The organism is Acinetobacter lwoffii (genome assembly GCF_049367455.1).
GTDB lineage: Bacteria > Pseudomonadota > Gammaproteobacteria > Pseudomonadales > Moraxellaceae > Acinetobacter > Acinetobacter lwoffii_W.
The window spans coordinates 233,447-255,054 of the sequence record NZ_JBMPXW010000009.1; the positions used below are offsets into that span (position 1 = coordinate 233,447).

Here is a 21,608-nt window from a genome sequence, read left to right on the forward strand (position 1 = left end):
TTTTAGAGATTCTGCTACAAAACTTCGGTATGACCAGGCCCTTTCGTTAAAAGATCGCTATATTCTTCTTCCTTTTGATATAGCCGATGCACATAAACTACCATGGTGCTATTTATGAATATTGAAATGCTTTTGTGTATGTCCAACTTAAATTGACCAACAAATTAGGTTCTTTATCCAAAGCGAATAGATCTGAATAAACATTAAAGTTTTTACCCAAAAATGCATTGTGTAAGAAGTGAATAAGGTCTAGATCCACGTAGTTAACCGTAGACACAATCTTTAAGTATTCAGATAAAGCTTTAAACATCGGTGTTAGCTCTGCGATGGCACGGCTAAACCGCTGTTCTGATTTATGCTCTCTATATTTTTCAAAGCCATTTTTCAAAATCCTTTTGAGCTCTGCATCATCAAATGGAATATTTGAATAAAACACACCAGTACTAAGATCTCCAAAATTAGACATAAAGTTATCAATCACGGGTAATTTACGTTCTAGAGATAAGCGCTGCGTTGATCTGATCAATTTAATGAATGAATAGAAAAACGGTAAGAAGCGTCTGTAGTAATCATAAATAACCTCCGCAAGCTTACGATCGCGAACATCAGCATTGATGGCTACACATTTAGGATATTGCGTAACAAAAATGGGTTTCTGCAGATAAATGGTAAGGTCCTTAAACACCTCAACACCACTTAGGCGATTAGATTTAAGAAATGACCAATCTACCAAGTCATAATCAACTGCACGAATCTCTCTTAGATTTAATTCATCAAACTTAAAGTTGAGTAGGCGTAGGTAATCTACAAAATTAGCCAAGTACCATGGCTGAGTTTTATAGATGTTGTATTCAGGATGACTATCAATGTCCAAGTGATTTAATAAATTGGTCCACAACTGGTAAATTCCAGCCAAATTAACTTGTTTGTCTATTCGATCAGGGGTAAGCATAGTAATCCCAATTGTATATACTAATTCGTAAGAAATTAGATACATTGTATCAATAATTCCTAGAATAAATATTCTTTTAAATTTTTTATCAAATCTAATTCGCCACACAACAAAAATGCTTATTTACTGAGCTAAAAACCTATATCCAATTAATTAAAAACCTATATAATTATTTTAATACTCTAATTCGAGTGAGTTGTTATGATTAGTGATCCAATCGAAATCGCAAAATTAAAACAAAGCATCTTAGATTTAAGAAACAATATTTTTCCTCCACAAAACCTTTTAACGGTTGATGGATTACCAATTTATTATGGTGAGAAAAAGTTTGTTGATGAATATCTTGCACAATGGATGGACTTTTATCAAAAAGCATTAGAACTTTCTAATCCTTTTGGTGATCCTATTGATTTGTCCGAAATAAATGAAATTCATTTGCCTGTGCATTTTAATTTGCCCGTGTTTGCTCGTAATGTCACTCGCATGATTTTAAATAAAACACTGGCCAAGGAATCTATTACTTTTCGTTCAAGTGCAGATCTGTTTGAGAAGTGCGGATACTTCAATCGTGAATATACGGATTTAATTTATGAGTACTTTGATCGTGATGAAGATAACGTATTGGTCGGGCATCGACCGTATAACGATATTCGTGCGTACTTGTTTTATGCCGGCGATGAAGAGCGTCATCGCACGAGATTTTATAACTCTGGCCTGGTGCTCGGTTATCCCGAAGGTTGGAATAGCATTGAGATCTTAGATAATCGTAACAACACCCGAAAACAGCGTAGTGATGCTTATACAAACCCTTTAGCGAAAAATAACACATGGTTCATCTACAAGAAGCTGTAATTAGCCAAAGCGCCGTGCGAGATCGCAATAGAGCCTTGGATCTATTGAAGTGGATTGCGATTGTGACCATGGTTATTGACCACGCATCAATATTATTTCCTCAATATAATCTGTTGTTGAGGACGATTGGCCGTTGGGCTTTTCCTATTTTTTGTATCATGCTTGCATTCAATTTGAACCAAGCTATTTCTAAAAAGAAAACCCATACATTAAAAAACTATTTTAAAAATTTGGCGTTGTTTTGTGTGCTATCAGAAGTACCGTATCAACTATTCAACCAAGAGCCATTTACAACTCTGAACGTCATGCCTACGTTGCTTTTAGGATTTTTGCTTGTTGTATTAGGGGAATCTAAACATAAATATGCAACGCTGCAGTTTGTCTCTCTGTTAGTCGTGATCACATTGCTATCTAATTTTATTATGTATAGCGTGTGGGGCGTTTTATTAATTGTATTCCTGTATTTATTCTTTAAAACAACCAACGTTCATTCTAAGAAATACTTTTTAATGATCAGCGTCTTGCTCACTTCATTGGCCAACATTTTCAACTGGTTGATTGGTGGCTACTATACGGATATGACTACATATTCTTTGGCATTCTCATTTGCTGTCAGTAGCGCCATTGCAACGTGTATTGGTGCACAATTCCTACTGAAAGGACAGCACATGAATATACCTTTTGAATTACCGCCAGTGGGGAAGTGGGCGTACTGGTTCTATCCAGTACATCTCGTCATCATTTGGATTCTTTTTAAATTTGCATAATAAATTTAGGCATAAAAAAAGCACCAAAGTATTTATGACTAAGGTGCTTTTTTATTGCTTAATCAGCGTTATTCGCTAGATCCAGCATCTAAACCGAATGAACTAATTTCTTGCTGTCTTTCTTGCTCAGCTGCTTGTTCTGGTGATGCTTGTGGAGTAGGTGCACCAGATTGGTTATTTTGTTGATCATATTGATTCAGCAATTGCTTTAATGCTTCAGGATCTTGAGCAATTTGATTCGCAATTTCTAATGTTGGGTCCTGTTGTTTTTTACCAGCAGCATAACCAAAAATAGCCAAACCAATGAAAGCAGCAAAGAAAGTGGCAAGTACGATCAGTACAAATTTACCAATAATGCTACCTTTGAAGCGTTCAAACCAAGTTTCATCTTCATAGTGGTAAGGTTGGTTAATGTTTTGGCAACCATAGCTAAATGCATCCATCCACGCATTACGAACCAATTGTTTAATTTGTTCTGTTTGCGGTAAATGACCTTTTTTAGCCACGTTTACTTTGATTTTTGGCTCTGCTAATACAAAACGTTTTTCTTCACCATTACCTAGTGTATTAACGAGCTCTACGGTACCAGAACAAGTGAAATAACGACCAACATCATTGTTTTCTAAAGTATCAAAACCACTGATTTGTATTGTTAACTCTTTAAGATCGGCATTCGGGATTTTTATATTTTTAGGTTGACGATTCAAATCTTCAGAATCCGTATCAACTGAGATTGTTAAAAGGTCATTGTTACTAAAAATTGAAACAAGAGGGTCGTGAGATAGAATGTCTTTTTGCTTCTTAATTAAACTCACAATGTATCACCAGTTAAAATAGAAATTAAAAGTATTATATTTTAAAAAAGGGTTTTAGTGATAGTTTATTTTATGTTTAACGTAAAAAAAAGCCACTTTTAAGAGAGTGGCTTTTAGGTTTAAGGGTGATAGTTATTATTTATAAAATATTCTTTTTTAATTCTCTTAATCTCCATGCCTTTGTCTAAAAGCAATTTAAACTCATTAAAATCATCACGCATAAGCTTATGAACCTTTAATGATTTTTGACTCTTAGCTTTGATAGCACTGTTGTATTGTACTGCAGCAACCAGATCGTAATGCTTATTAAGATCCAAACCATAAAGTGATGTTAATTTTTCAGAAATATAATCAAATATAACGGTCAAACAGATGACCTTATTGTTAGTGTTAGTCAGTATCTCTTCTGGAAATTCATTATTTCCCGAAGCTGCACTGGCTAAACGTGCCCATTCTGTCATGGGTAGGGAACCATCTTCACCAATCACGTTGATTAAGTTGTTTAAAAAGATAAAGCGGTGATTAAAAAACTTCACTTTGCTTTTTTGCAAAATTCTAAATGTATAAACGTTTGCCCAATACACAACATAGTTTTTAATTTTTAGACCATTGATTGAGTCTTGCGTTAATAAATCTTCATTGGTGATGCCATGATATTGAGTTGCTTCTTCAGTGACTTGTTTTTTTGGCTTCCAGTAGCTCTCTTCAGCATTATAAAGATACTGAACCTGTTCTATTGATGATGTGCGGCACTTTTTAATACGCGTCAAAATAGACGACTTAATAATGTCAGGCACATCAACTGGATTCTTGACTTTGGCGGTAAATTCCAGTGTGAGGAAACATAATGGTGCTGGCATAGCTTGGCCTTTCTAATATCCCTTAATTTATAACTTAAAACGTTCTATTTTCTGAATTGATATTCGCGAAATAAGGAACTAATTGCTTTTCTCGGTCATGAATGTATGCAGTTGATGACATATCCAATACCGCACCTGGTACATAAGTTAGGTTTAGATTGATATTTTCACCGTTACCATCGATCAAGACGCCATTAAACCGCGCTTTGTCTGGATCTCCTTTTACAAATAGCTGTTGGCCAACATAACCGGACAAGCTATTGATATAGAGGTTTTTCATTTTTTCCGAAGATTGCAAAGCATTTATATAGAGAAGATCCATAATTTTTTCTTCTCCATTTTGATTTCTAATTTTTACTGTTTTTGGACCAACAACATCCACAATTGTAGCAATCCATAAGTCATGATGTTCAACTTCCCAACCATTGTAGCGACTTTCAATCCAATCGGGGCTTAAGAGTCTTGGCTTAAAGGGGTAGGAGTAGATTTTGAATATTAAGATCGAAACCACAATTATGATTGGTAAGCCAAAACATATTTTTATTTTATGTTTCTTAAAAGCACTGTTAAACATAACCGTATATACCAAAAAATTTAAAATCATTTTAACTTAAAATAATAAGTTTGTATTGGTTAAAACCATTGATATATCAATTATTCATCACTGTTATAGGTATAACCATCATCACTACTGCGATCTTTACCTACTAATAATTCTTCAATACGCTTAGCTTCAGCTATTGTTCTGAGTGCATTTTCCTTTTTTTCTTGTCGTTCTGTATTTTCACGAATCGCTTCAAGAATCTCAGGAGATAAGGCCTTTTCAGGTTGTTGTTCTTGGGCTTCAGGCTCGGAAGCACTTGCTTCTTCAGCCTTTATAGGTTGGTCTTTTTTCTTAGGATCTACCAAGTCATAAAACACAAGTTCTTTTGATTCACTCGTTGCGGATTCGTCTAAAAACTTCTTTTCTTGACCTTTTAATGGATCTTGTTCATTTGGAGTATTAGAGTTATTACAGGCACTTAAAAGGGTGGAAATTAAAATAAGCGTTGCGAAGTTAAAAAGGGTTTTAGACACGTTGAAAATCCTTTAATATAATAACGTATTCTACATAATAAAAGTCCGTAGGTAAAAGTATGTCTTCAGATAAAAATAGTTCTGATAGTGCTACACAAAAGGTAAATATTACCAATGAGGTTTTAGATGAAGCTGCCATTAAACAGGCAATTGAAGCTAATCAACCCCGTAAATCAGGTATTTTAAAGCGAGTCTTTTTTGATTTCGGGCGTAAAAGCCACTGGAGTTCAGCTAGAAAAGGGTTTTTACCGCATTTATCTAATATTAGATCAATGCTGTCGCCAACATGCCCCGAATGCGGTAAATCGATTTTAATGCATGACAACAGGATTCCACGTTCTTATAAAGGCAACGTGAATTGGGTATGTGCACACCCTTTATGTGAATATGAAATTGTCGCACCTAACAATTTTAAACAACTGAAAAAACTCATTGCTAATACTCACTACCCAAGAGGGCAAGAACGTTTAGCTTCAATGAGTAATGATGAAATAGACAAGCTTATTAAAAACCATCAGTTTTCTTCTTATTTGTATTTAGCATTATCTATGTTTACAGGCTTGTACGTAGTTTATATGTTCTTTAAAGCGCTATATCCAATGCTTGTTGTACCAGGTGTATTATTGGTGTTTTATCTATACATGGTTAGCATCAATTCAGCTTATCGTGCGTGGCAAGTCCGTACTGGTCTTTTATTCTTACCGAATTCGCCATTCTTGGCATGGTTCCGCTATGCGCCAAAAAAATATAGCTTATCGTGGTATGACGGCAAAAACCCATTGCCAGTTGAAACACTGAATAAGTTAGCTGACCGTAAACAGCACCTAATCGACAATTTCAACAACAACGATAAAGGTGCTGATTAATATGCTGTTAAAACCAACGCTATTTGCGACTCTATTAGGATCAAGCGTTGCTTATGCTCAATTGCCTCAAAGTTCTAAGGCTCTAGGTGCATATGCAAACCATGTCAATTCTAATGGATCAAGTACACCATATCGACCATTTCAGGTCATGACCAACACTCAGCAAGAAACGGCGCCAGCAAAGCCAAGAGGCTTTACGAGTCGTTACCTGGGCGTGAAGTACACACCGAAAAAAACTGAAGAAACTCCGACTAGCACTGAGCGCACGGCAGTTGCACAAAATAGACCACAACCTAGTGGCCAGCAAGCACCAGCACCACAACAACAACCCGTTCGCCAGAATATCCGTCCTGTTACTTATACCTATCCAACTACGCAATACAATCAAGCGAGTGTATCTTACGATCAAACCGTACCGGGTAGAGTCGCTACTTTGAGTTGTGTTATTCATGCTGCGCGGTCAGAAGGTGTTCCGCTGTATGTTTTATTGGGTATACATAGCAAAGAGCGTGGTACCAATGGACAAACAGTGCAAAACAAAAACCTTTCATTGGATATGGGGCAATTCCAAATCAATACCATACACTTTAAACGTGGCGGTATGTTTGAAAGTTATAATAGCCATTATGTGCGTACTGATGGATGTCTGAATGCGCGACTTGCAGCCAAGATCTTGCGAAATCGATTAGCCACAAAACCGTCAACCGATTTTTGGGTTAGAGCAGCTGCTTACCATTCATGGACGCCATCTTTTAATGCGATATATCGCAATGGCACGGCGAAACAACCTGGTTTAGTTGCGTATGCACTTCAATGGAAAAACTGGCTTGAGAGAAAGGGGATAAATCCTAACTAATCAGCTAAATATATTTTTTAAGAAAAAAATTGCAGTTATGTAATGCGATATAATTTACCTATTCTTTACCCACTAAGGATTCAAAATGAACCTTAATACAACTTTAAAAAGTTTAGCTTTAACCTTATCCATGTCTGTTGTTGCTACTGCAGCTCAAGCCGATTTTGTTGGCAAAGTTGTACGTATTTCTGACGGCGACACTATCACCGTTTTAAACAACAACAATGAGCAGATCCGTGTTCGCTTCAACCAGATTGATGCACCAGAAAAGAGTCAAGCTTTTGGTCAGAAATCGCGTCAGAACATCAGTTTCTTGCATGAAACGATTGTGTATGTGCAAGAAAATAGTAAGGACCGCTACGGTCGTACTCTTGGTACCATTTTTCAGATGCGTACAAACCAAGTGCCTAACTTAAACATCGTGAATAGTGTTAACTATAAGCAAGTTAAAGATGGCTATGCTTGGGCTTATCGTGAATATCTTAAAGATAAAATTATTTTGAGTGCTGAAAGCAACGCACGTTCTCAACGCCTTGGTTTATGGGCTGATCCAAACCCTGTTTATCCAAGCCAGTACCGTCACAATAAGTAATATTGATGAACGGTGAATTAAATACCGCTAAAGCCGTAGCGGTATTAAATAAATATGTACTGCAACAACAATGTGGTAATCGTATGGAACTGCAGTTTTTCAGTGAAGAACTGCAAGCTCAGATTGAAGCTCTCAGCTTGGCTTTTGTACGAAATGAGTTGGTTACTCAGTTGGCAAATTTGGGAAAATGTCTTTGTGATGAAAAGTTGGTGAATTGTTCAACCAACGCAAATTACTCAGAAGTGGCTTTAGATTTCCTTGAAATGCACTTAGAGTCGCTGGAAGGGCGACAGTTCAAAGAAGGTTTTATATGACATCTATTGTCATATCTACGGAATCCAATTAATCACCAGATCAGATAAAAGCCCCATTTACAACATTGGGGCTTTTTCATATCTATTTTTTATAGGTTATGAATCAACTAGCTAAAAAAAGAACATCCTTATGTTGCTTTCATGCTTATTAGTAATACACTTATTTGTGAAAATTTTGGCATTTCACAACAAATAGTTTCACATTTTTGGCAAAGCATAGAGTAGGGAAAGACATGGCGGAAAATTCACTCAAAAAAGGTCAGTACACACGCTTTAGTAATAAAATTGGACTCTACAGTGCGAATCAAGAAAATGTAGGTTTTATTAAAAATAACAGTAATGTAGTGATTAATTTCCCATTTAAAGATGCTGTGCTGGTTGGGGGCATGTCTCGCGAAGATGTTAAAACAACAGAAAAGTTTTTACATCAAGAAGTCGATTCAAAAGATATTGATACATTATTTGAGCCAAAAGTACTTACCAATCCTGAATATTACAGCGCAACCAATGAGACAGAATTTGAATTTTTTGACGAAAATGGTGAGCTAAAAGAGAACTTGCTAATTAAGGGGAATAACCTATTGGCACTGTACTCTTTAAGAGAGAAATTAGCTAATAAAGTCAAACTCTTATACCTGGACCCACCATACAATACTGAGAACGATGGATTCAAATATAACGACACATTTACACATTCTTCTTGGTTATTATTTATTAAAAATCGCTTGGAAGTCGTAAAGGATTTGCTCAAAGAAGATGGCCTGGTTTTCATTCAATGTGATGACAATGAACAAGCATATCTAAAAGTTTTAGCAGATGAAGTCTTTGGACGTGAAAACTACTTAAACCAAGTTTCAGTAAAAATGAAACAAACGTCTGGTGCTTCTGGTGGTGGCGAAGACAAGCGCCTGAAGAAAAATATCGAATATATTTTGATTTACACCAAAAATATGAATAGTGAGAATGGTTTTAAAAAGTTCAACGATTTCTATGACGAAGTAGAATTGTTTGAATATCTAGAAACCATGAAGCAGCTTAAAAAGAGCTGGAAGTATACGCGTATCTTAAAAAGCGTTGGTACCAAAGAGCACATTAAGACATTAACAGATGGTTCAGGTGAGCCGATTGAGGTTTATACGCATAAAGGTGTGGTTCTAGAGCCGATCAAAAAGGTGATGGAAGAAGAAAACCTGACTGAAGTTGAATGCTATCTGAAGTACTTTGATAAGATTATGCGCGACACGAATGCTCAAAGCTCAATTAGAACACGCGTGATGGAAGGTGTAACCGGGGATCATGAGCTATTAAGCATTGAATATGTGCCTAGATCTGGAAAAAACAAAAATAAGGTAACGACTGTCTATTACAAGGGTGCCAAGTGCGATCAAATTGCTTGGTTGAGTGATATTGCGGTCAAAAGAGGGAAATATATCTTCAAGCTTGAAAAAGCTGGCACCTTTTGGGATGGCTTTCCGCTGAACAATTTAACAAAAGAGGGTGGTGTATTGTTCCCGAATGGGAAAAAGCCAGAACTGCTTTTACAGCGTATTATTGAGATCGCCACGGATGAAGGAGATCTTGTGCTCGACTTTTTCTCAGGTTCGGGTACTACGGCTGCTGTGGCGCATAAATTGGGTCGCAAATGGATTGCGATTGAGCAGATGGACTATATTGATGAAATCACCAAAACACGCTTAAAACGCGTAATAAACGGTGAGGACGGCGGTATCTCTAAACTTGTAAATTGGAATGGTGGCGGTTCATTTGTTTATTTTGAACTGAAGCGCTATAACCAGGCCTATCAAGATGGAATCTTGGCTGCAACAAGTAAAGGTGAGCTGGACAGTATTTACAATGAAATGGCTCAGAATGCCTTTTTAAAGTTTTGGTTTGATAAAAAAGACTTTGAGCGTGAGGAATCATTTAGGGCTTTATCACTAGACGATCGTAAAGTGCTTTTATTGCAACTTTTGGATGAAAACCAGCTATATCTAAACCATGCAGATATGTTGGATTCAAAATTCAAAGTCACTCAGGAAGAGATTGCGCTCACTGATAAGTTTTATGGTGCATCTAATGTCTAGATTAAGCCCAACATTGGTAAAAGATACCTTAAAAGACTTCCTATATTATCGTATTGAAAACGACAGTGAATACATTGAGTGGGCTAAAAACTTCACCATCCCTCGCTATATCACTGATAACTTGTCGCGTACTTTAAGGGGTTATCAAGAAGAAGCTGTAAAGCATTTTATCTGGATCTATGATCAAGATCCGACTAAAGCCAAACACTTACTTTTTAATATGGCGACTGGAACGGGTAAAACGCTCACTATGGCTGCCGTTATTCTCTTTTTATATGAGAAAGGCTACCGCAATTTCATATTTATGGTCCATCAATTGCAGATTATTGAACAGGCCTATATGAACTTTATTGATCCGCAATTTGAAAAGTATCTTTTCAATAAGAACGGAGTGAAAATCAATGGACGTTCTATTCCTGTTAAAGAAATCAAACTCTTTCCAGATTCACAAGGCAACGCTATTAACTTTATGTTTTTAAGTACGGCGTTCCTCTACAACAAACTTGTGAATGAGGTAGAAAATGGTTTGTCTGCAGAAGATTTCTTGAATAATAAAATTGTTCTGATTGCAGATGAAGCGCATCGACTTAACGTGAATACACGTAAGAAGATAAAAGAAGATGATGAAGCGATTACCAATTGGGAAACTTCGGTCAATACAGCAATCAAGGCACGGCCAGATAATCTTTTGCTGGAGTTTACTGCTACTGTTGACTTGGGCAATAGTGCCATCCATAGGAAGTATCAGGACAAATTAGTCTATAAATACGATTTCTTGAGATTCAATAAGGAAGGTTACAGTAAAGCGGTTTGCTTCCTTTACAACACTGAAACTCAGATCGCCGATCAAAAACGCTTATTGGTGATTAATGCCGTTGTATTGAGTGAATACAGACGTTTATTCGCTGAGCGTGATATGCAAGTCACGATCAACCCAATTATATTGGTGAAATCAACCAACATTAAACAAAGCAAGCTAGACCGTGAATTTTTCCATAAGGTGATTAATTCACTTAAGCCACAAGATTTAGATTATCTAAAAAAGCTAAGTGAAACCAATCAGACTAATTTGCAAGATGCTGAAGATAGCTTTCGTTTCTTGCGTCAAATGTTTGCTTGGATTGCCTCTCCGAAGTCTGGTCTATCCACGATCAGCGATAGAGATGGTTTAAAATCATTTATTTCTGAAATTAAAATTCGTTTTTCTTCAGATAACACGTTTGTTTACAACTCAACGGATAAAACCAATTCAACTTTGTTGCCGATTTTAGATGATCCTAAAAACTATAATCGGGTGATATTTTCAGTTGATGCACTCACTGAAGGTTGGGATGTTTTAAGTCTCTATGACATCATTCACTTTGATATTTCTGCAGCGAAAAAAGTATCGCTGCAAGATATTCAGTTGATTGGCCGTGGTGCTCGTTTATGCCCATATAAACTGCATAAATCATATCGTTTGAATAATGAAAACCTTGGCTTGTTTGATAAAGAACATGGCTATGAGTTTGACCAGTACAAACGTAAGTTTGACAATGCGATTGATGAATACGGGCGTGTACTTGAAACGTTCATGTACCACTTTGTTAAGACTGGCACGTTTTACGACAACTTAAAGTTAGAGCTTCTAGGTGAAGGGATTATTAATAAATCCACTGAAAAGCGCACAATCACGCTTAAATCTGACTTTATGAACAGTGAGACATATAAGAAAGGTTTTGTCTTAGTCAATCAGCAAGAATTTAGAAATAAAACGACTGATTCTGAGATTGATACGACTTTTAAGCGTGAAATCAAAGCCAGTGCATATCAATTGCATGCTGGTAGCTTGACCGACAAGCAACAGAATCAGATCCAAGCTGAAGTTAACCATAAAACCATCGATCTGACTGAAGAATACTTTAGCCGACCGGTCTTGAAAAAGGCGCTCGTTGCGACTGAAGGGAACTTTTTTAGATTTAACAATCTAAGAGAGCATATCGTTGGGTTAGATAGTATGGATGAATTAATCGATAACTACCTACCGCTTTATCAGATCCGCTATTCATATACTGAAGATAAGGATATTCACGATCTGACCATTGATGAAAAATATCAGCTACTTTTGGGCATAATTTTACCTGAGGTACGTAAGGCTATTGATCGTCATATGCCACGTATCACGGGTAGTAAAAGCTTTAAACCTAAATCGCTGTCTACTGTTTTTCAGCAAGAGAAAAACATTTACTTGGTTTCTTTCCCTGTTGAAAATCCTGATACGGGTGAAATCACTGTCAATGCTCCAGACGAACGTGCGATCGCACAATCGTTGCATCCAAATGAACAACTGAAGTTTAATGTTGAAGGTGCCGATTGGTATGCTTATAGTGAAAACTACGGTACGAGTGAAGAGAAGCTATTCGTAAAATTCATTTCGACTCAAATTGATGCCCTTAAACGTCAATATAAAGATGCTGAAATTTACTTAATACGTAATGAGCTAGACTACTGGTTATTTAGTCCTGTTGATGGCCGTAGATTCAGTCCAGACTATATGTTGATCGTAAATGATACGGTGAACCAAGAGATGTACTATCAATGCTTGATTGAGCCTAAAGGCGGTCATTTGTTGGTGAATGACGAGTGGAAGGAAGAAGTGCTGATCAGCTTGAGTGACGAAAGTTCTGTAATTTTTGATCCAGATGAAGAGGATGACGAAGGTTATAAGAGCTTCTTAAAAGAGGTGGAGAGTATGGGCTATAAAGAGATTAAGTGTTTAGGCTTTAAGTTCTTTAATAGCGATCCTCGTGGTGAAACTGATTTTGCACTGGATTTTAGGGCAACATTGCCATAATAATCTTGAAAACATAGACTCTAAAAGAAGCCCCGATATTCGGGGCTTTTTCATATCTGATTTTACATATCGAACGACTGTCCACGTTCGTTAGTTTTGTTTAAATTCTGCGGTTCTATACCATACAGCTTTAGACCATCACCTAGAACGAGATCATCTACACGCTTTTCAAAACGAGTAAAGAAATCGTTCAGTCTTTGGAAGACTGGTGGTTCATCTAACAGTTTGGCCATGTTGTTTAATGTTTTACTTAGACCGTTCACAAGATTGAACTTTTGTTGACGGTCCAAAGACAAGCTGTTCGATGTATCTAAAAGGGTGGTGAGGCTTTCTTGAACCTTTTGATAGTTTTGATCATTGGTCACATTACTGACAATCAAATGCACTACTTTGTTTTTGATCTTCAATGTATCCAGATTCAATTGATCAAATGCAATGGTCCTATCAGTAAGATTTTCTCTAAATGTTTTGAGATTCTGCCACTCTGGATGTGCAGCCTCTAAATCAGATAAAACTTTCATGATTGACGCACGGTATTCGCTATCAGACGCACTAATCACAAAAAGTTCAGGATACGACCGCTTCTTAGAAACTTCTTCCTGAGCTTTATTGAGCTTATCTTCAGCGACAGCAATTGAACCCTCAACATCGGCATTACTAATACCAGCTTCATGAATTAACTTTCTAGCTTTATACATTTCTGCTGAATGAAGCCAAAAAGCGGTAAAGATAGCTGACTTAGCGTAGCTTTGATGATCGATACCTTGCTGAAGGTTTTGTTCGGGAATGGTCGAACGATCCACACTCTGCAATTTAACTGTATCTTTGTTGATGTCCTTGGATACATCAATATGTACTTTGGTATTTTGCATGCTATCCATACTTGGGTTTGTGCTAGTGGTTGGTTCTTTGGCACCCATTTTCTCGAATTCAATATCACCGGCTTTAATCTTTTGATGGCCATCTGCAGTAGCGACAACTTTCAAAACATCATTTTGAACTTTGGTGACATCAATTTCAGAAAGGATCTCCATGTAAGACTTAATGCCCTCAAGAGTCATGACGGGCGAAGATACGGGTGCCGTAGCGGTTGGAGTTGATTTATCATCAAATGCTTTATCAAATGACGGCGGTTGGTACTTTGGTTTTGCATAGGATTTCGTGCTACCTGTACCAGCTGGTCCATCATAGTTAGCTTTTGATAGATCTTGTTTACGCTTTTCAATATTTGCGTTGTAATTTTCAATATTTGCTTGGTTTTTAGCTCGTATGTTCTGCAATTCCAGATATTTTTCATCTGATTGTGCAATCACAATGCCGTAATTCGGTTGGTATTCTTTATTAGGGAACTTGGCTGCATAAGCTTCGCGTTGACGGTTGTAGCGGTTAATTGCATACGCAACTTCAGGGATCTTGTTGTCTATACGTTTGACGGCGTTATTTAGTTCTTTTGCCAACTCTGTAGCTAAACGTTCAACACCTAAATATTGACGAGCATCATCCCAATCAGAAACAGATAATTTATTTTGGAAAACTGGGGGTAGGGTGATACGTGTTTTTTCATGTTTGCTCACATCACCTAACACACCACTTAATGAAAAGTTGTGACAAGCTTCTTGTAAGCCAGGATTCAAACCAGACTCAAGCGTTTGGCCAGCATCGTTATCATAACCAACAAATATATTGGCTTTAGGATTGATGCTGCGGATAAGCTCAGCAACACTTGAGATATTGGATTTACTGTATGACGCTAAAACTTGTGTGTTTTCTGCAGTAAAACCCTCACCCAATAAACCAAGCTCTAATCCGGCATCCAACGCCTTACGTGCGCTGATCGCTGTTGCCCAACCCTCCTTGATCAAATAGTTCTTTGCATTCGGGTTAAAGACTTCATAGCCAACATCAGGATTTTTGCTAACAGGCAAGAATGCATCTTTCGTTTTGGCTTTATCAAAAAAGTACTTGCCCTTATGCAGTACTTCTTCAAGCTTGTTGGTTTCCTTGTTGCGCTTTTTTTGGCGATGGTGGGTGATACGCTGTAAATTGACGACTTTGTTATTAGTGTCAATTAACGGTGCAAGAATGACAGCTCTGCTTTTACGTAAATCAAAGCCTTTTTTCTTTTCGCCCTCAATCTCAGGTTCAAAGTTGATGAAATGCTTTTGATACGCTAATACATTCTCTACTGTTTCAACGAGAAGCTGTTGATTGGTAGCTGATTCAGGAAGTTCACGCTTTACTGCTTCAATGGCTTCATCACGGGTAAAGTTATCTTTACGCATGATTTTAGCGCCGTATGGCTCTAGGTTCTTTTCAACCATATACGGCATTTGTCGAATGTCGCGTTTAAAGGTCTGAATGCTTCCAGTTTTATTATTAAAAAATGAATCGTCAATAACTTTACCAGCACGTTGCCACTCAATACGGATAGCGATTTGTGCAGCTAAGAGCTCTTTTTCTTGTTGAAGTAGATGCTTCTTTTGAGCTTCTTCAAACTCACGTACACGGCGATCAACATCTTCTTTACTTGGTGGTTTGTAGTTAGGGTTTGAATCTCGTTGAGGCTTGATTACGTTCTTATAGTGGTCAGCAAAAGCAATTGAGATTTCAATGTCAGTTACACCAAAGCGGTGTCCTTTGAGCACTGGCCAGTATTCACCAGTATCACGGTTCATGTTTGGATAGATCCAATACATCCCTCGTGGTTTGACATTATTGCTACTTGATTTACTAGGGTTATCTGATTCGGTGAGGCAAGGCACTTTTTCATCAAATACGGTCACGAATTGATATTTACCAGATGACTTGAATACGAATCCGTAGTTTCGCTCCAGTTCTTCTTGGAAAAACTGAAACATCGTATTTAAATCACAATTATGTCGGGCGTTCGGTACTTTCTCAGCCATAACAATTCCAATTTCTAATATATATTCAGGTGCAATGTGCTACCCAGGTTGCATAGGACTATTAATCATATGCTTAAGAAAATTTATACTTTTAGTATATACCGATTCTAAAAACATTTCTGTTTAATCTTTAATATAAGCTATGTCTAATAAAGGTTTAAAGAAAAATTAAAAGTTTTAATTTATTATTTTAATAAAAAGGTCTAAGCCCTCAATGTTATAATTTACAGACAATAAATAGGTTATGAATGACCACTTATTTAGGGTTAAATTACTTTTATTAATTTGAGGTTTATATGTCAAAACAGTTTTTTTCGGGTTCTGTTGTAATCAATGGCAACGCCAATGTATACAGTTCAGGTTCAAACAAACAAATCGTTGGAAGTGGAAAACCAGTGACTAAGCAAGTACCTGTAAGCCCATTTAACGAAATCTGTATGAATGGTCCAATGAGTCTGAAGTTTTTTGCTTCAAGTGATTCTAAAATGGAAATTACTGCAGACGATAATATTGTGGATCTTATTAGTGCTACTTTTCAGGGTGGTGTATTGGTTTTAGCTATTCAGGACAATGTGAGTTTTAGTACTCGTTCACCGTTAGAAGTATCGATCACTTACCCAACTTTAAAAGCTATTGATTTAAAAGGTTCAGGCAATATCCAGATCTTAAATCTAAATGAAGATAAATTTACCGCAAGTATTAGTGGATCTGGAAATATGGATTTAGACGGTACCATTGAACACTGTGTCTTATCTTTGAAAGGATCAGGCAATTTTGATGCGTTACCACTGAAAAGCACCAATTTAGAAGTGGCGCTATCTGGTTCAGGCAATATCTTTTGTACAGCTATCAATTCAGCTCAAGTACAGCTTTCAGGCTCAGGCAACGTTAAAGTTTATGGAAACCCAATCCATAAGACACAAAACCGAACTGGCTCAGGACAAATTAGTTTTAAATAGGTCGATAAACCTAGTTCAATGAAAGTTTAGAGAAAAATAAACCCCAAAAGTTTGCTACCTTTGGGGGGCTATGTTTGACATTCAAATTATCGAAATAAAAATATTATTAATGAAGTTTTCGGACCATTCAGGATCGTTCGATTTACTCACAATATCTTTGAGCCAAACCTTTAATGTTTCAATTGGATAATCTGCATTTTTGTATAAATTAATCACGGCGATAATCTGTTGATTCAGTGCTGTTGTTGAATCATTACGTGCGATCATTTCTACAAGTTTTGTGTAGGCCTGAAGGAGTTCTGGTTCTTCAGCTCCAGTGACTTTACGGGGTTGTTTGCTGATCTGTCCAAGAATTTCAATAAATTGTTCTTTGACCAGCTCAATCGGGTGGATCTGACTAAATCCCTGTTGAGTCAGCAAAGCATATGCACGTAAAACCAAGCTAAACCAATTCTTTTTGGTCATGCTATCAGGATAGAGGCCTATATCATCCAACTGTTGTTTGATGCCAAAGAATAGGGCACTGATAGAGTAGTTCGGGTTAACCATGCTTTGAATTGCAGTCGTCCACACGGCATTTTGCATTTTATGACGTATAACATCACGCGTGTAATCAACGCCGTATAAACATTTAAAATCGTTCCAGTCACTTAGATCTAACTGTTCTTCAGTAAATTCAGGTCCAATCATGGCTGCGTTTACAGCTCGGCATGCTTCTGTTGCGTAATAGATACCGGGATTGCGCTTTATTTTGCTTTCTAATGCTGTTTTATGGTCATTATCATTGAAGATATAGAAGCGTGAAAACGGGAATTCGGCACGGAAATCACGTACTACATTCATGATGTTGCCAGCCACGTACACGACAATGACTGGAATAGAGTATTGAATTGATTCTGCAATTGCTTCACCAGTGGCGTAGCCCTCACAAAAGATTATCCGATCTTGGTTCCATGCATCCAATGGATCTTTATATAAGATTTTGAAAGCGCCGTTTGCAAGTACACCACGTAATGTAAACTTATCTTCACCACGCTTGTTTTTGTGTTCAGCGATGGTCTGAAGGAAAATGATTTGATTTTTGAGGTTTTGCCCCTCAACTAAAAGCTTGTTCTGGCGTAGCGACTGTTGATCTAGATCTGGTTGCAGATCAATAATACGGTTCAGAATAATGGTGTTGTTCTTGTGTTGAGGGTAGTACTGGCTGACATAATCAATCAGCTCATTTTTAGTGAAGTTGCTTGGATTGTACAATCTAGCATGACTGAAGCTAATCTGCTTTTTCACATTGTAGTTGTGTGGACGGTTTGACAAGGGTAGGCTTCTGGCCCATTCAAAACCCATATAGATTTGAGCCAATATCTCTTGGTCTTTTTTGTTCTTCTCAGCACTTTTGCATGAGTTTAAGAAGCGTTTAAGATCTTCTTCTTGCTGTTCCTTGGTATATACGGTGTCACCAGGTTGCAGATCCATTTCTTGAATGTATTCATACAAGCTGTAAGTGAAGTTTGCACCGCCAGCATGAAACCAACCATAAGACATACGTGCGTTATCTAGATCTACAAGATACCAGGCCGTTTTTTTCTTATTTTTTGTGGCGTCATTGTGGTGATTGGTTCTGAGGTAAATACGTTTAGAGCTTCGTTCAAGCTGAAAGTCACTCTCACGATCAAATACAATGCCCTCATTTTCAAGATGCGATCTAAATATTTTAGATAGCGTACCAATATCGATACCATACTTGATCATGAGGGGGTTCATAAATAAAGAAACTCACTTATAAATATTTTATAACCAGCGGTTGAGCAACGACATATTTTGATGGGTTGTTAGTTTGCAACGTGATTTCATGAGCGTAATGCCATGCCTTAGTGATACGGTTTAGGATGACACTTTCAAGGTCGTCTTCTAAGAATTCGTAAAGATTAAATCGCACGTTGTTTAAGATCAGTTTTTTATAACCTTTCACAAGGGTATTTAAAAAATTCTGGGATTGGTCCATAAAGGCGTTAACGTCAGCATCATAACTTATTGTGTTATTCACGACTGCATTATAAAAGTACTGCTCAGAATCAATTTTAATAATATGCATCTGCTCTAAGAATGACTCTAAATAAGCTGGATGCATATTTTTACTTAAAAACTTACAGATCCGCTTATTCTTGTTGTCGTTAAAATAGATGTATTTAGAGGTTAGCTCAGCATTAATCACTGTGACATATTCGCCGTCCACACGAAACTTCACGGTATTATTGTTGGTGAACTGCAGCATTAATTCTGTGAAGATATAGCTATCTAACGTTTTTTCATGCTTAAACGTCTGCTTGTCCAAGAAATAACTGTTGTACTGAAGATCTGCAACATTGGCATAGCTTTGAACGAATTGAGCTATGTCATTGTGCATGTTTTGGGTGTCGAGATCCGATACTTCAGTTGAAACCGATTGAAAGGCACTATTTTTATAAAGATGCCCTAATAATTCTGTTTGATTGTAGTTTTTAGGTTTAACTTTCAAGCCAACAGTAAACTCGTCTTGCTCATAATTCCCTTTAATTAGATTGCTTAAATAACTTTCAGCTTCTTGAAAAGATACGTTTCCAAGGTTGTCTAAAAATGATTTTAAGGAAGTGCCATCTAATCGTACTGCAACATGAGATATAAATGATGGATCGAACTCGAAACGCATAATACTTCATTGATTGAAATGGGTATTAAAATTATATAACAGGTTTAAGGAAAAAAGAATGAAAACCTTTAAGTATTATTACCATAAAAGTAATTTTGAATTGATTTAATAAGTTTAGTTTCGGTTTCTTGAGTATATAAACTACCTGAAATTAGTTTTAAGCCAGTATCAGTTTTAAGCCAATGTAGTGTATTAAAATGGTCATTAGCGATATGGCTACTCTTGTGCATGCGCGACACAAAACCAGTGTTCAGACCAGTATCAAACAGGCGTGGACAACTTGGTGCGTGGACATGATAGAGGACTTCACGGCGTTGATTGCTAGAGGGTGATTTACCTACGCCACGGCGTACTGGCATACCTTTGTGCTTTCTATAACTATTGAGAAATGAATCAATCGTATCGTTATACGTGGGTTGCATCAGGTAGCCACGGTGATTGTAGATGTCAGTTTTAGGATGAATAGAAAAATTAAATAAGCTAAGCATTTTACCAAGTAAGATTAATAGCTCAGGACTACCTTTAAGGTTGGTACCAATCAAACTATCTTTAATGGTTTTAATAGTATCCGTGCGATACTCTAAAACCACATAGTCTCCCCAATTAGAGGTTAAGCTTAAAGGATCTTCATCAGATATGTTGGCTTCAGTATCTTCATAGCAAAACACGATGATCAGTACTTTAACGTTGTTTCCGTTAAACAAAACTTCGTTTTGATGCGCGAAAAAACCATATAAAGGTTTGTCGTTGTGTCCTAGACCTGGTGTATGAATAAAGTTGGTCCACTGAAAGTAGTAATTCAGCAAATGACCATCGACATAGCGACCGTTTTCATCATTCAATAGGGTGCGATATACATCATTTTCAAGCTTTAGCACGGGTTGGCTGTACCGCCAAGCGCTCAACGCTGCAGTCGTAAATGCAAAGTCATAAAAGTTAAACTCAGGGTTCATATTTTTATAGAACAATGCATAAGGCTGTAACACACTTTCCCATACCTGTAATGGGATAAAGATGTTGGAACCCCACTTAGGAATCTCCGCAAAATAACCAGTGCCATAGGTATGATTTACGTTATCCCAAAACAGGCGTTCTAGCTGTTTATAGTCTGGAATGTCTTCGCTTTTAACCAATGATGCTGTACATAATGCTAACTTTTTCTCCAGTGCCAATAATTGACTGACAGGAGGGTATAAGCGACCAGCTTTTTGCGTAAAAACTTCCGCATTCAACTTTGATATAACATCAGCAAAGATTGAATCTTTCACTATACTGGTCTTCCATAAAAGGTGTGTGAGGGTGGCTAATTAGTATAAGGCATTCTAACAAGTTGTATGTATTCTATAAGGCGTAAAACTCTAAAAAGTTGATAATATATATCAGTTTTTAAAGCATTCACATTTCATACATAATTCTAACCTTGCTCAAATATAACATCATATTGTTTGCGATTTCTAAACAACAGTTTAACTAATCTGCAATATATCAGGGTAGAGCTGAGTATAGGGCTTAATCATTACTTTTGTTCAGCATGAGATAATAGTTTGTGGAATTTCCGTGAATATGATTAAAAAAGCTTTAAAACTTATTAGAGATCGGTTATATTACGAATCAAGGGATATTACCCTATTTAATAAACTATTAGACTGAGATTGTTCTAATAGTTTTTTTTTGCCCTTTTTTTGACATTTCCTGTTTTTTCTTCTATAGCTTCTGCTATATTTCTCCATATTTTACTCTATTTTTCGTTATTTTGATTAATTTTTAATCAATGTTAAAAGCTTAAATAATCAGCAACTTAGCCATTTATACCCACTACTATCCACAAAAACCTGTGCATAAAAAAACCAAATATTAAATCCCAAAATGGAATTTCTTCAATTTTAAGCTATAATTATGCTCATAGTTTTAATCATTGTAGTGGACTTAGTTATGAGCCATGTAGACCAAATAGAAACGATTAAAATTACTAACCGCGAAATCGGAATATTGCCTAACAATGTGCCAGTAGTAGATCAGTTTTTGAATAACTACCGCACACATAAAGCATCAACGACTCATTCAGTGGCTAGTAATTCACCTTTAATGAACATTACCAATTCAATGCATGTGCATCGAGTAGAAGATTCCCCCTATACTCAACCTATTCGTAAACTTCATTAGAAATAAAAAAAGCAGCGATTTCGCTG

The 21,608-nt window shown here is 36.8% G+C and carries 18 protein-coding genes; 9 read left to right on the top strand and 9 right to left on the bottom strand.

The annotated features are described in order from the left end of the window. Positions 1-112: 112 nt before the first annotated feature. Positions 113-952, bottom strand: a complete 840-nt coding sequence (locus tag ACO1B7_RS16900) for a hypothetical protein (RefSeq protein WP_227520090.1) — start codon at positions 950-952, stop codon at positions 113-115. A gap of 201 nt (positions 953-1,153) precedes the next feature. Here ACO1B7_RS16900 and ACO1B7_RS16905 point away from each other — a divergent pair, with 201 nt between their 5' ends. Together ACO1B7_RS16905 and ACO1B7_RS16910 are read left to right on the top strand one after the other, a co-directional pair. Beyond that, positions 1,154-1,804: a hypothetical protein gene (locus tag ACO1B7_RS16905; protein WP_024160879.1), complete on the top strand. Its 651-nt coding sequence runs from the start codon at positions 1,154-1,156 to the stop codon at positions 1,802-1,804. Beyond that, positions 1,780-2,571: a TraX family protein gene (locus tag ACO1B7_RS16910; RefSeq protein WP_043041422.1), complete on the top strand. Its 792-nt coding sequence runs from the start codon at positions 1,780-1,782 to the stop codon at positions 2,569-2,571. The genes ACO1B7_RS16905 and ACO1B7_RS16910 overlap by 25 nt, the downstream gene beginning before the upstream one ends. Positions 2,572-2,639: 68 nt before the next feature. Here the strand turns inward: ACO1B7_RS16910 and ACO1B7_RS16915 are convergent, their stop codons facing one another. The 4 genes from ACO1B7_RS16915 to ACO1B7_RS16930 form a co-directional block, all read right to left on the bottom strand. Beyond that, positions 2,640-3,386, bottom strand: a complete 747-nt coding sequence (locus tag ACO1B7_RS16915) for a hypothetical protein (protein WP_024160733.1) — start codon at positions 3,384-3,386, stop codon at positions 2,640-2,642. A 119-nt stretch (positions 3,387-3,505) separates the two neighbouring features. Further along, entirely contained in the window at positions 3,506-4,246 is a 741-nt protein-coding gene (locus ACO1B7_RS16920) for a hypothetical protein (protein ID WP_043041423.1), read from the bottom strand. 34 nt (positions 4,247-4,280) lie between these two features. Beyond that, a complete protein-coding gene (locus ACO1B7_RS16925) occupies positions 4,281-4,820 on the bottom strand; it encodes a hypothetical protein (protein WP_024160732.1) in 540 nt (179 codons plus the stop codon). Between the two features lie 80 nt (positions 4,821-4,900). Next, complete coding sequence (locus ACO1B7_RS16930) at positions 4,901-5,323, bottom strand: hypothetical protein (RefSeq protein ID WP_043041424.1); 423 nt, start codon at positions 5,321-5,323, stop codon at positions 4,901-4,903. A gap of 59 nt (positions 5,324-5,382) precedes the next feature. Here ACO1B7_RS16930 and ACO1B7_RS16935 point away from each other — a divergent pair, with 59 nt between their 5' ends. From ACO1B7_RS16935 to ACO1B7_RS16960, 6 genes are all read left to right on the top strand, one after another. Further along, on the top strand, positions 5,383-6,189 hold the full coding sequence (locus ACO1B7_RS16935) for a hypothetical protein (RefSeq protein WP_024160730.1): 807 nt from the start codon (positions 5,383-5,385) through the stop codon (positions 6,187-6,189). Between the two features lie 61 nt (positions 6,190-6,250). Next, the gene (locus ACO1B7_RS16940) at positions 6,251-7,045 is read left to right on the top strand and encodes a transglycosylase SLT domain-containing protein (protein ID WP_423090409.1); all 795 of its coding nucleotides are present in this window, start codon (positions 6,251-6,253) and stop codon (positions 7,043-7,045) included. Between the two features lie 85 nt (positions 7,046-7,130). Then, positions 7,131-7,637, top strand: coding sequence for a thermonuclease family protein (locus ACO1B7_RS16945; RefSeq protein WP_005006141.1), 507 nt, complete (start codon positions 7,131-7,133; stop codon positions 7,635-7,637). 5 nt (positions 7,638-7,642) lie between these two features. Next, complete coding sequence (locus ACO1B7_RS16950) at positions 7,643-7,951, top strand: hypothetical protein (protein ID WP_042892466.1); 309 nt, start codon at positions 7,643-7,645, stop codon at positions 7,949-7,951. A gap of 233 nt (positions 7,952-8,184) precedes the next feature. Then, entirely contained in the window at positions 8,185-10,035 is a 1,851-nt protein-coding gene (locus tag ACO1B7_RS16955) for a site-specific DNA-methyltransferase (protein ID WP_079395593.1), read from the top strand. Beyond that, positions 10,028-12,868, top strand: coding sequence for a DEAD/DEAH box helicase family protein (locus ACO1B7_RS16960; protein ID WP_042892468.1), 2,841 nt, complete (start codon positions 10,028-10,030; stop codon positions 12,866-12,868). The genes ACO1B7_RS16955 and ACO1B7_RS16960 overlap by 8 nt, the downstream gene beginning before the upstream one ends. A gap of 62 nt (positions 12,869-12,930) precedes the next feature. On the opposite strand, the gene ACO1B7_RS16965 is transcribed toward ACO1B7_RS16960, so the two are convergent. Further along, positions 12,931-15,774, bottom strand: a complete 2,844-nt coding sequence (locus ACO1B7_RS16965) for a primase/helicase family protein (protein ID WP_042892470.1) — start codon at positions 15,772-15,774, stop codon at positions 12,931-12,933. 296 nt (positions 15,775-16,070) lie between these two features. Here ACO1B7_RS16965 and ACO1B7_RS16970 point away from each other — a divergent pair, with 296 nt between their 5' ends. Next, entirely contained in the window at positions 16,071-16,733 is a 663-nt protein-coding gene (locus ACO1B7_RS16970; protein ID WP_151834998.1) for a head GIN domain-containing protein, read from the top strand. A gap of 81 nt (positions 16,734-16,814) precedes the next feature. Here ACO1B7_RS16970 and ACO1B7_RS16975 read toward each other — a convergent pair whose 3' ends face one another. The 3 genes from ACO1B7_RS16975 to ACO1B7_RS16985 form a co-directional block, all read right to left on the bottom strand. Next, positions 16,815-18,482, bottom strand: a complete 1,668-nt coding sequence (locus ACO1B7_RS16975; protein WP_423090410.1) for a primase/helicase family protein — start codon at positions 18,480-18,482, stop codon at positions 16,815-16,817. Positions 18,483-18,510: 28 nt separating this feature from the next. Then, on the bottom strand, positions 18,511-19,419 hold the full coding sequence (locus tag ACO1B7_RS16980; protein ID WP_024160890.1) for a hypothetical protein: 909 nt from the start codon (positions 19,417-19,419) through the stop codon (positions 18,511-18,513). Between the two features lie 68 nt (positions 19,420-19,487). After that, positions 19,488-20,687, bottom strand: coding sequence for an AcrVA2 family anti-CRISPR protein (locus tag ACO1B7_RS16985; protein ID WP_005028487.1), 1,200 nt, complete (start codon positions 20,685-20,687; stop codon positions 19,488-19,490). Positions 20,688-21,608: the final 921 nt, after the last annotated feature.

Coding starts and splice junctions, on each gene's coding strand:
- ACO1B7_RS16925 (WP_024160732.1), bottom strand. CDS start 4,820: ATGTTTAACAGTGCTTTTAAGAAACATAAAATAAAAATATGTTTTGGC.
- ACO1B7_RS16955 (WP_079395593.1), top strand. CDS start 8,185: ATGGCGGAAAATTCACTCAAAAAAGGTCAGTACACACGCTTTAGTAAT.
- ACO1B7_RS16970 (WP_151834998.1), top strand. CDS start 16,071: ATGTCAAAACAGTTTTTTTCGGGTTCTGTTGTAATCAATGGCAACGCC.
- ACO1B7_RS16950 (WP_042892466.1), top strand. CDS start 7,643: ATGAACGGTGAATTAAATACCGCTAAAGCCGTAGCGGTATTAAATAAA.
- ACO1B7_RS16945 (WP_005006141.1), top strand. CDS start 7,131: ATGAACCTTAATACAACTTTAAAAAGTTTAGCTTTAACCTTATCCATG.
- ACO1B7_RS16960 (WP_042892468.1), top strand. CDS start 10,028: ATGTCTAGATTAAGCCCAACATTGGTAAAAGATACCTTAAAAGACTTC.
- ACO1B7_RS16965 (WP_042892470.1), bottom strand. CDS start 15,774: ATGGCTGAGAAAGTACCGAACGCCCGACATAATTGTGATTTAAATACG.
- ACO1B7_RS16920 (WP_043041423.1), bottom strand. CDS start 4,246: ATGCCAGCACCATTATGTTTCCTCACACTGGAATTTACCGCCAAAGTC.
- ACO1B7_RS16935 (WP_024160730.1), top strand. CDS start 5,383: ATGTCTTCAGATAAAAATAGTTCTGATAGTGCTACACAAAAGGTAAAT.
- ACO1B7_RS16910 (WP_043041422.1), top strand. CDS start 1,780: ATGGTTCATCTACAAGAAGCTGTAATTAGCCAAAGCGCCGTGCGAGAT.
- ACO1B7_RS16975 (WP_423090410.1), bottom strand. CDS start 18,482: ATGATCAAGTATGGTATCGATATTGGTACGCTATCTAAAATATTTAGA.
- ACO1B7_RS16980 (WP_024160890.1), bottom strand. CDS start 19,419: ATGCGTTTCGAGTTCGATCCATCATTTATATCTCATGTTGCAGTACGA.
- ACO1B7_RS16905 (WP_024160879.1), top strand. CDS start 1,154: ATGATTAGTGATCCAATCGAAATCGCAAAATTAAAACAAAGCATCTTA.
- ACO1B7_RS16900 (WP_227520090.1), bottom strand. CDS start 952: ATGCTTACCCCTGATCGAATAGACAAACAAGTTAATTTGGCTGGAATT.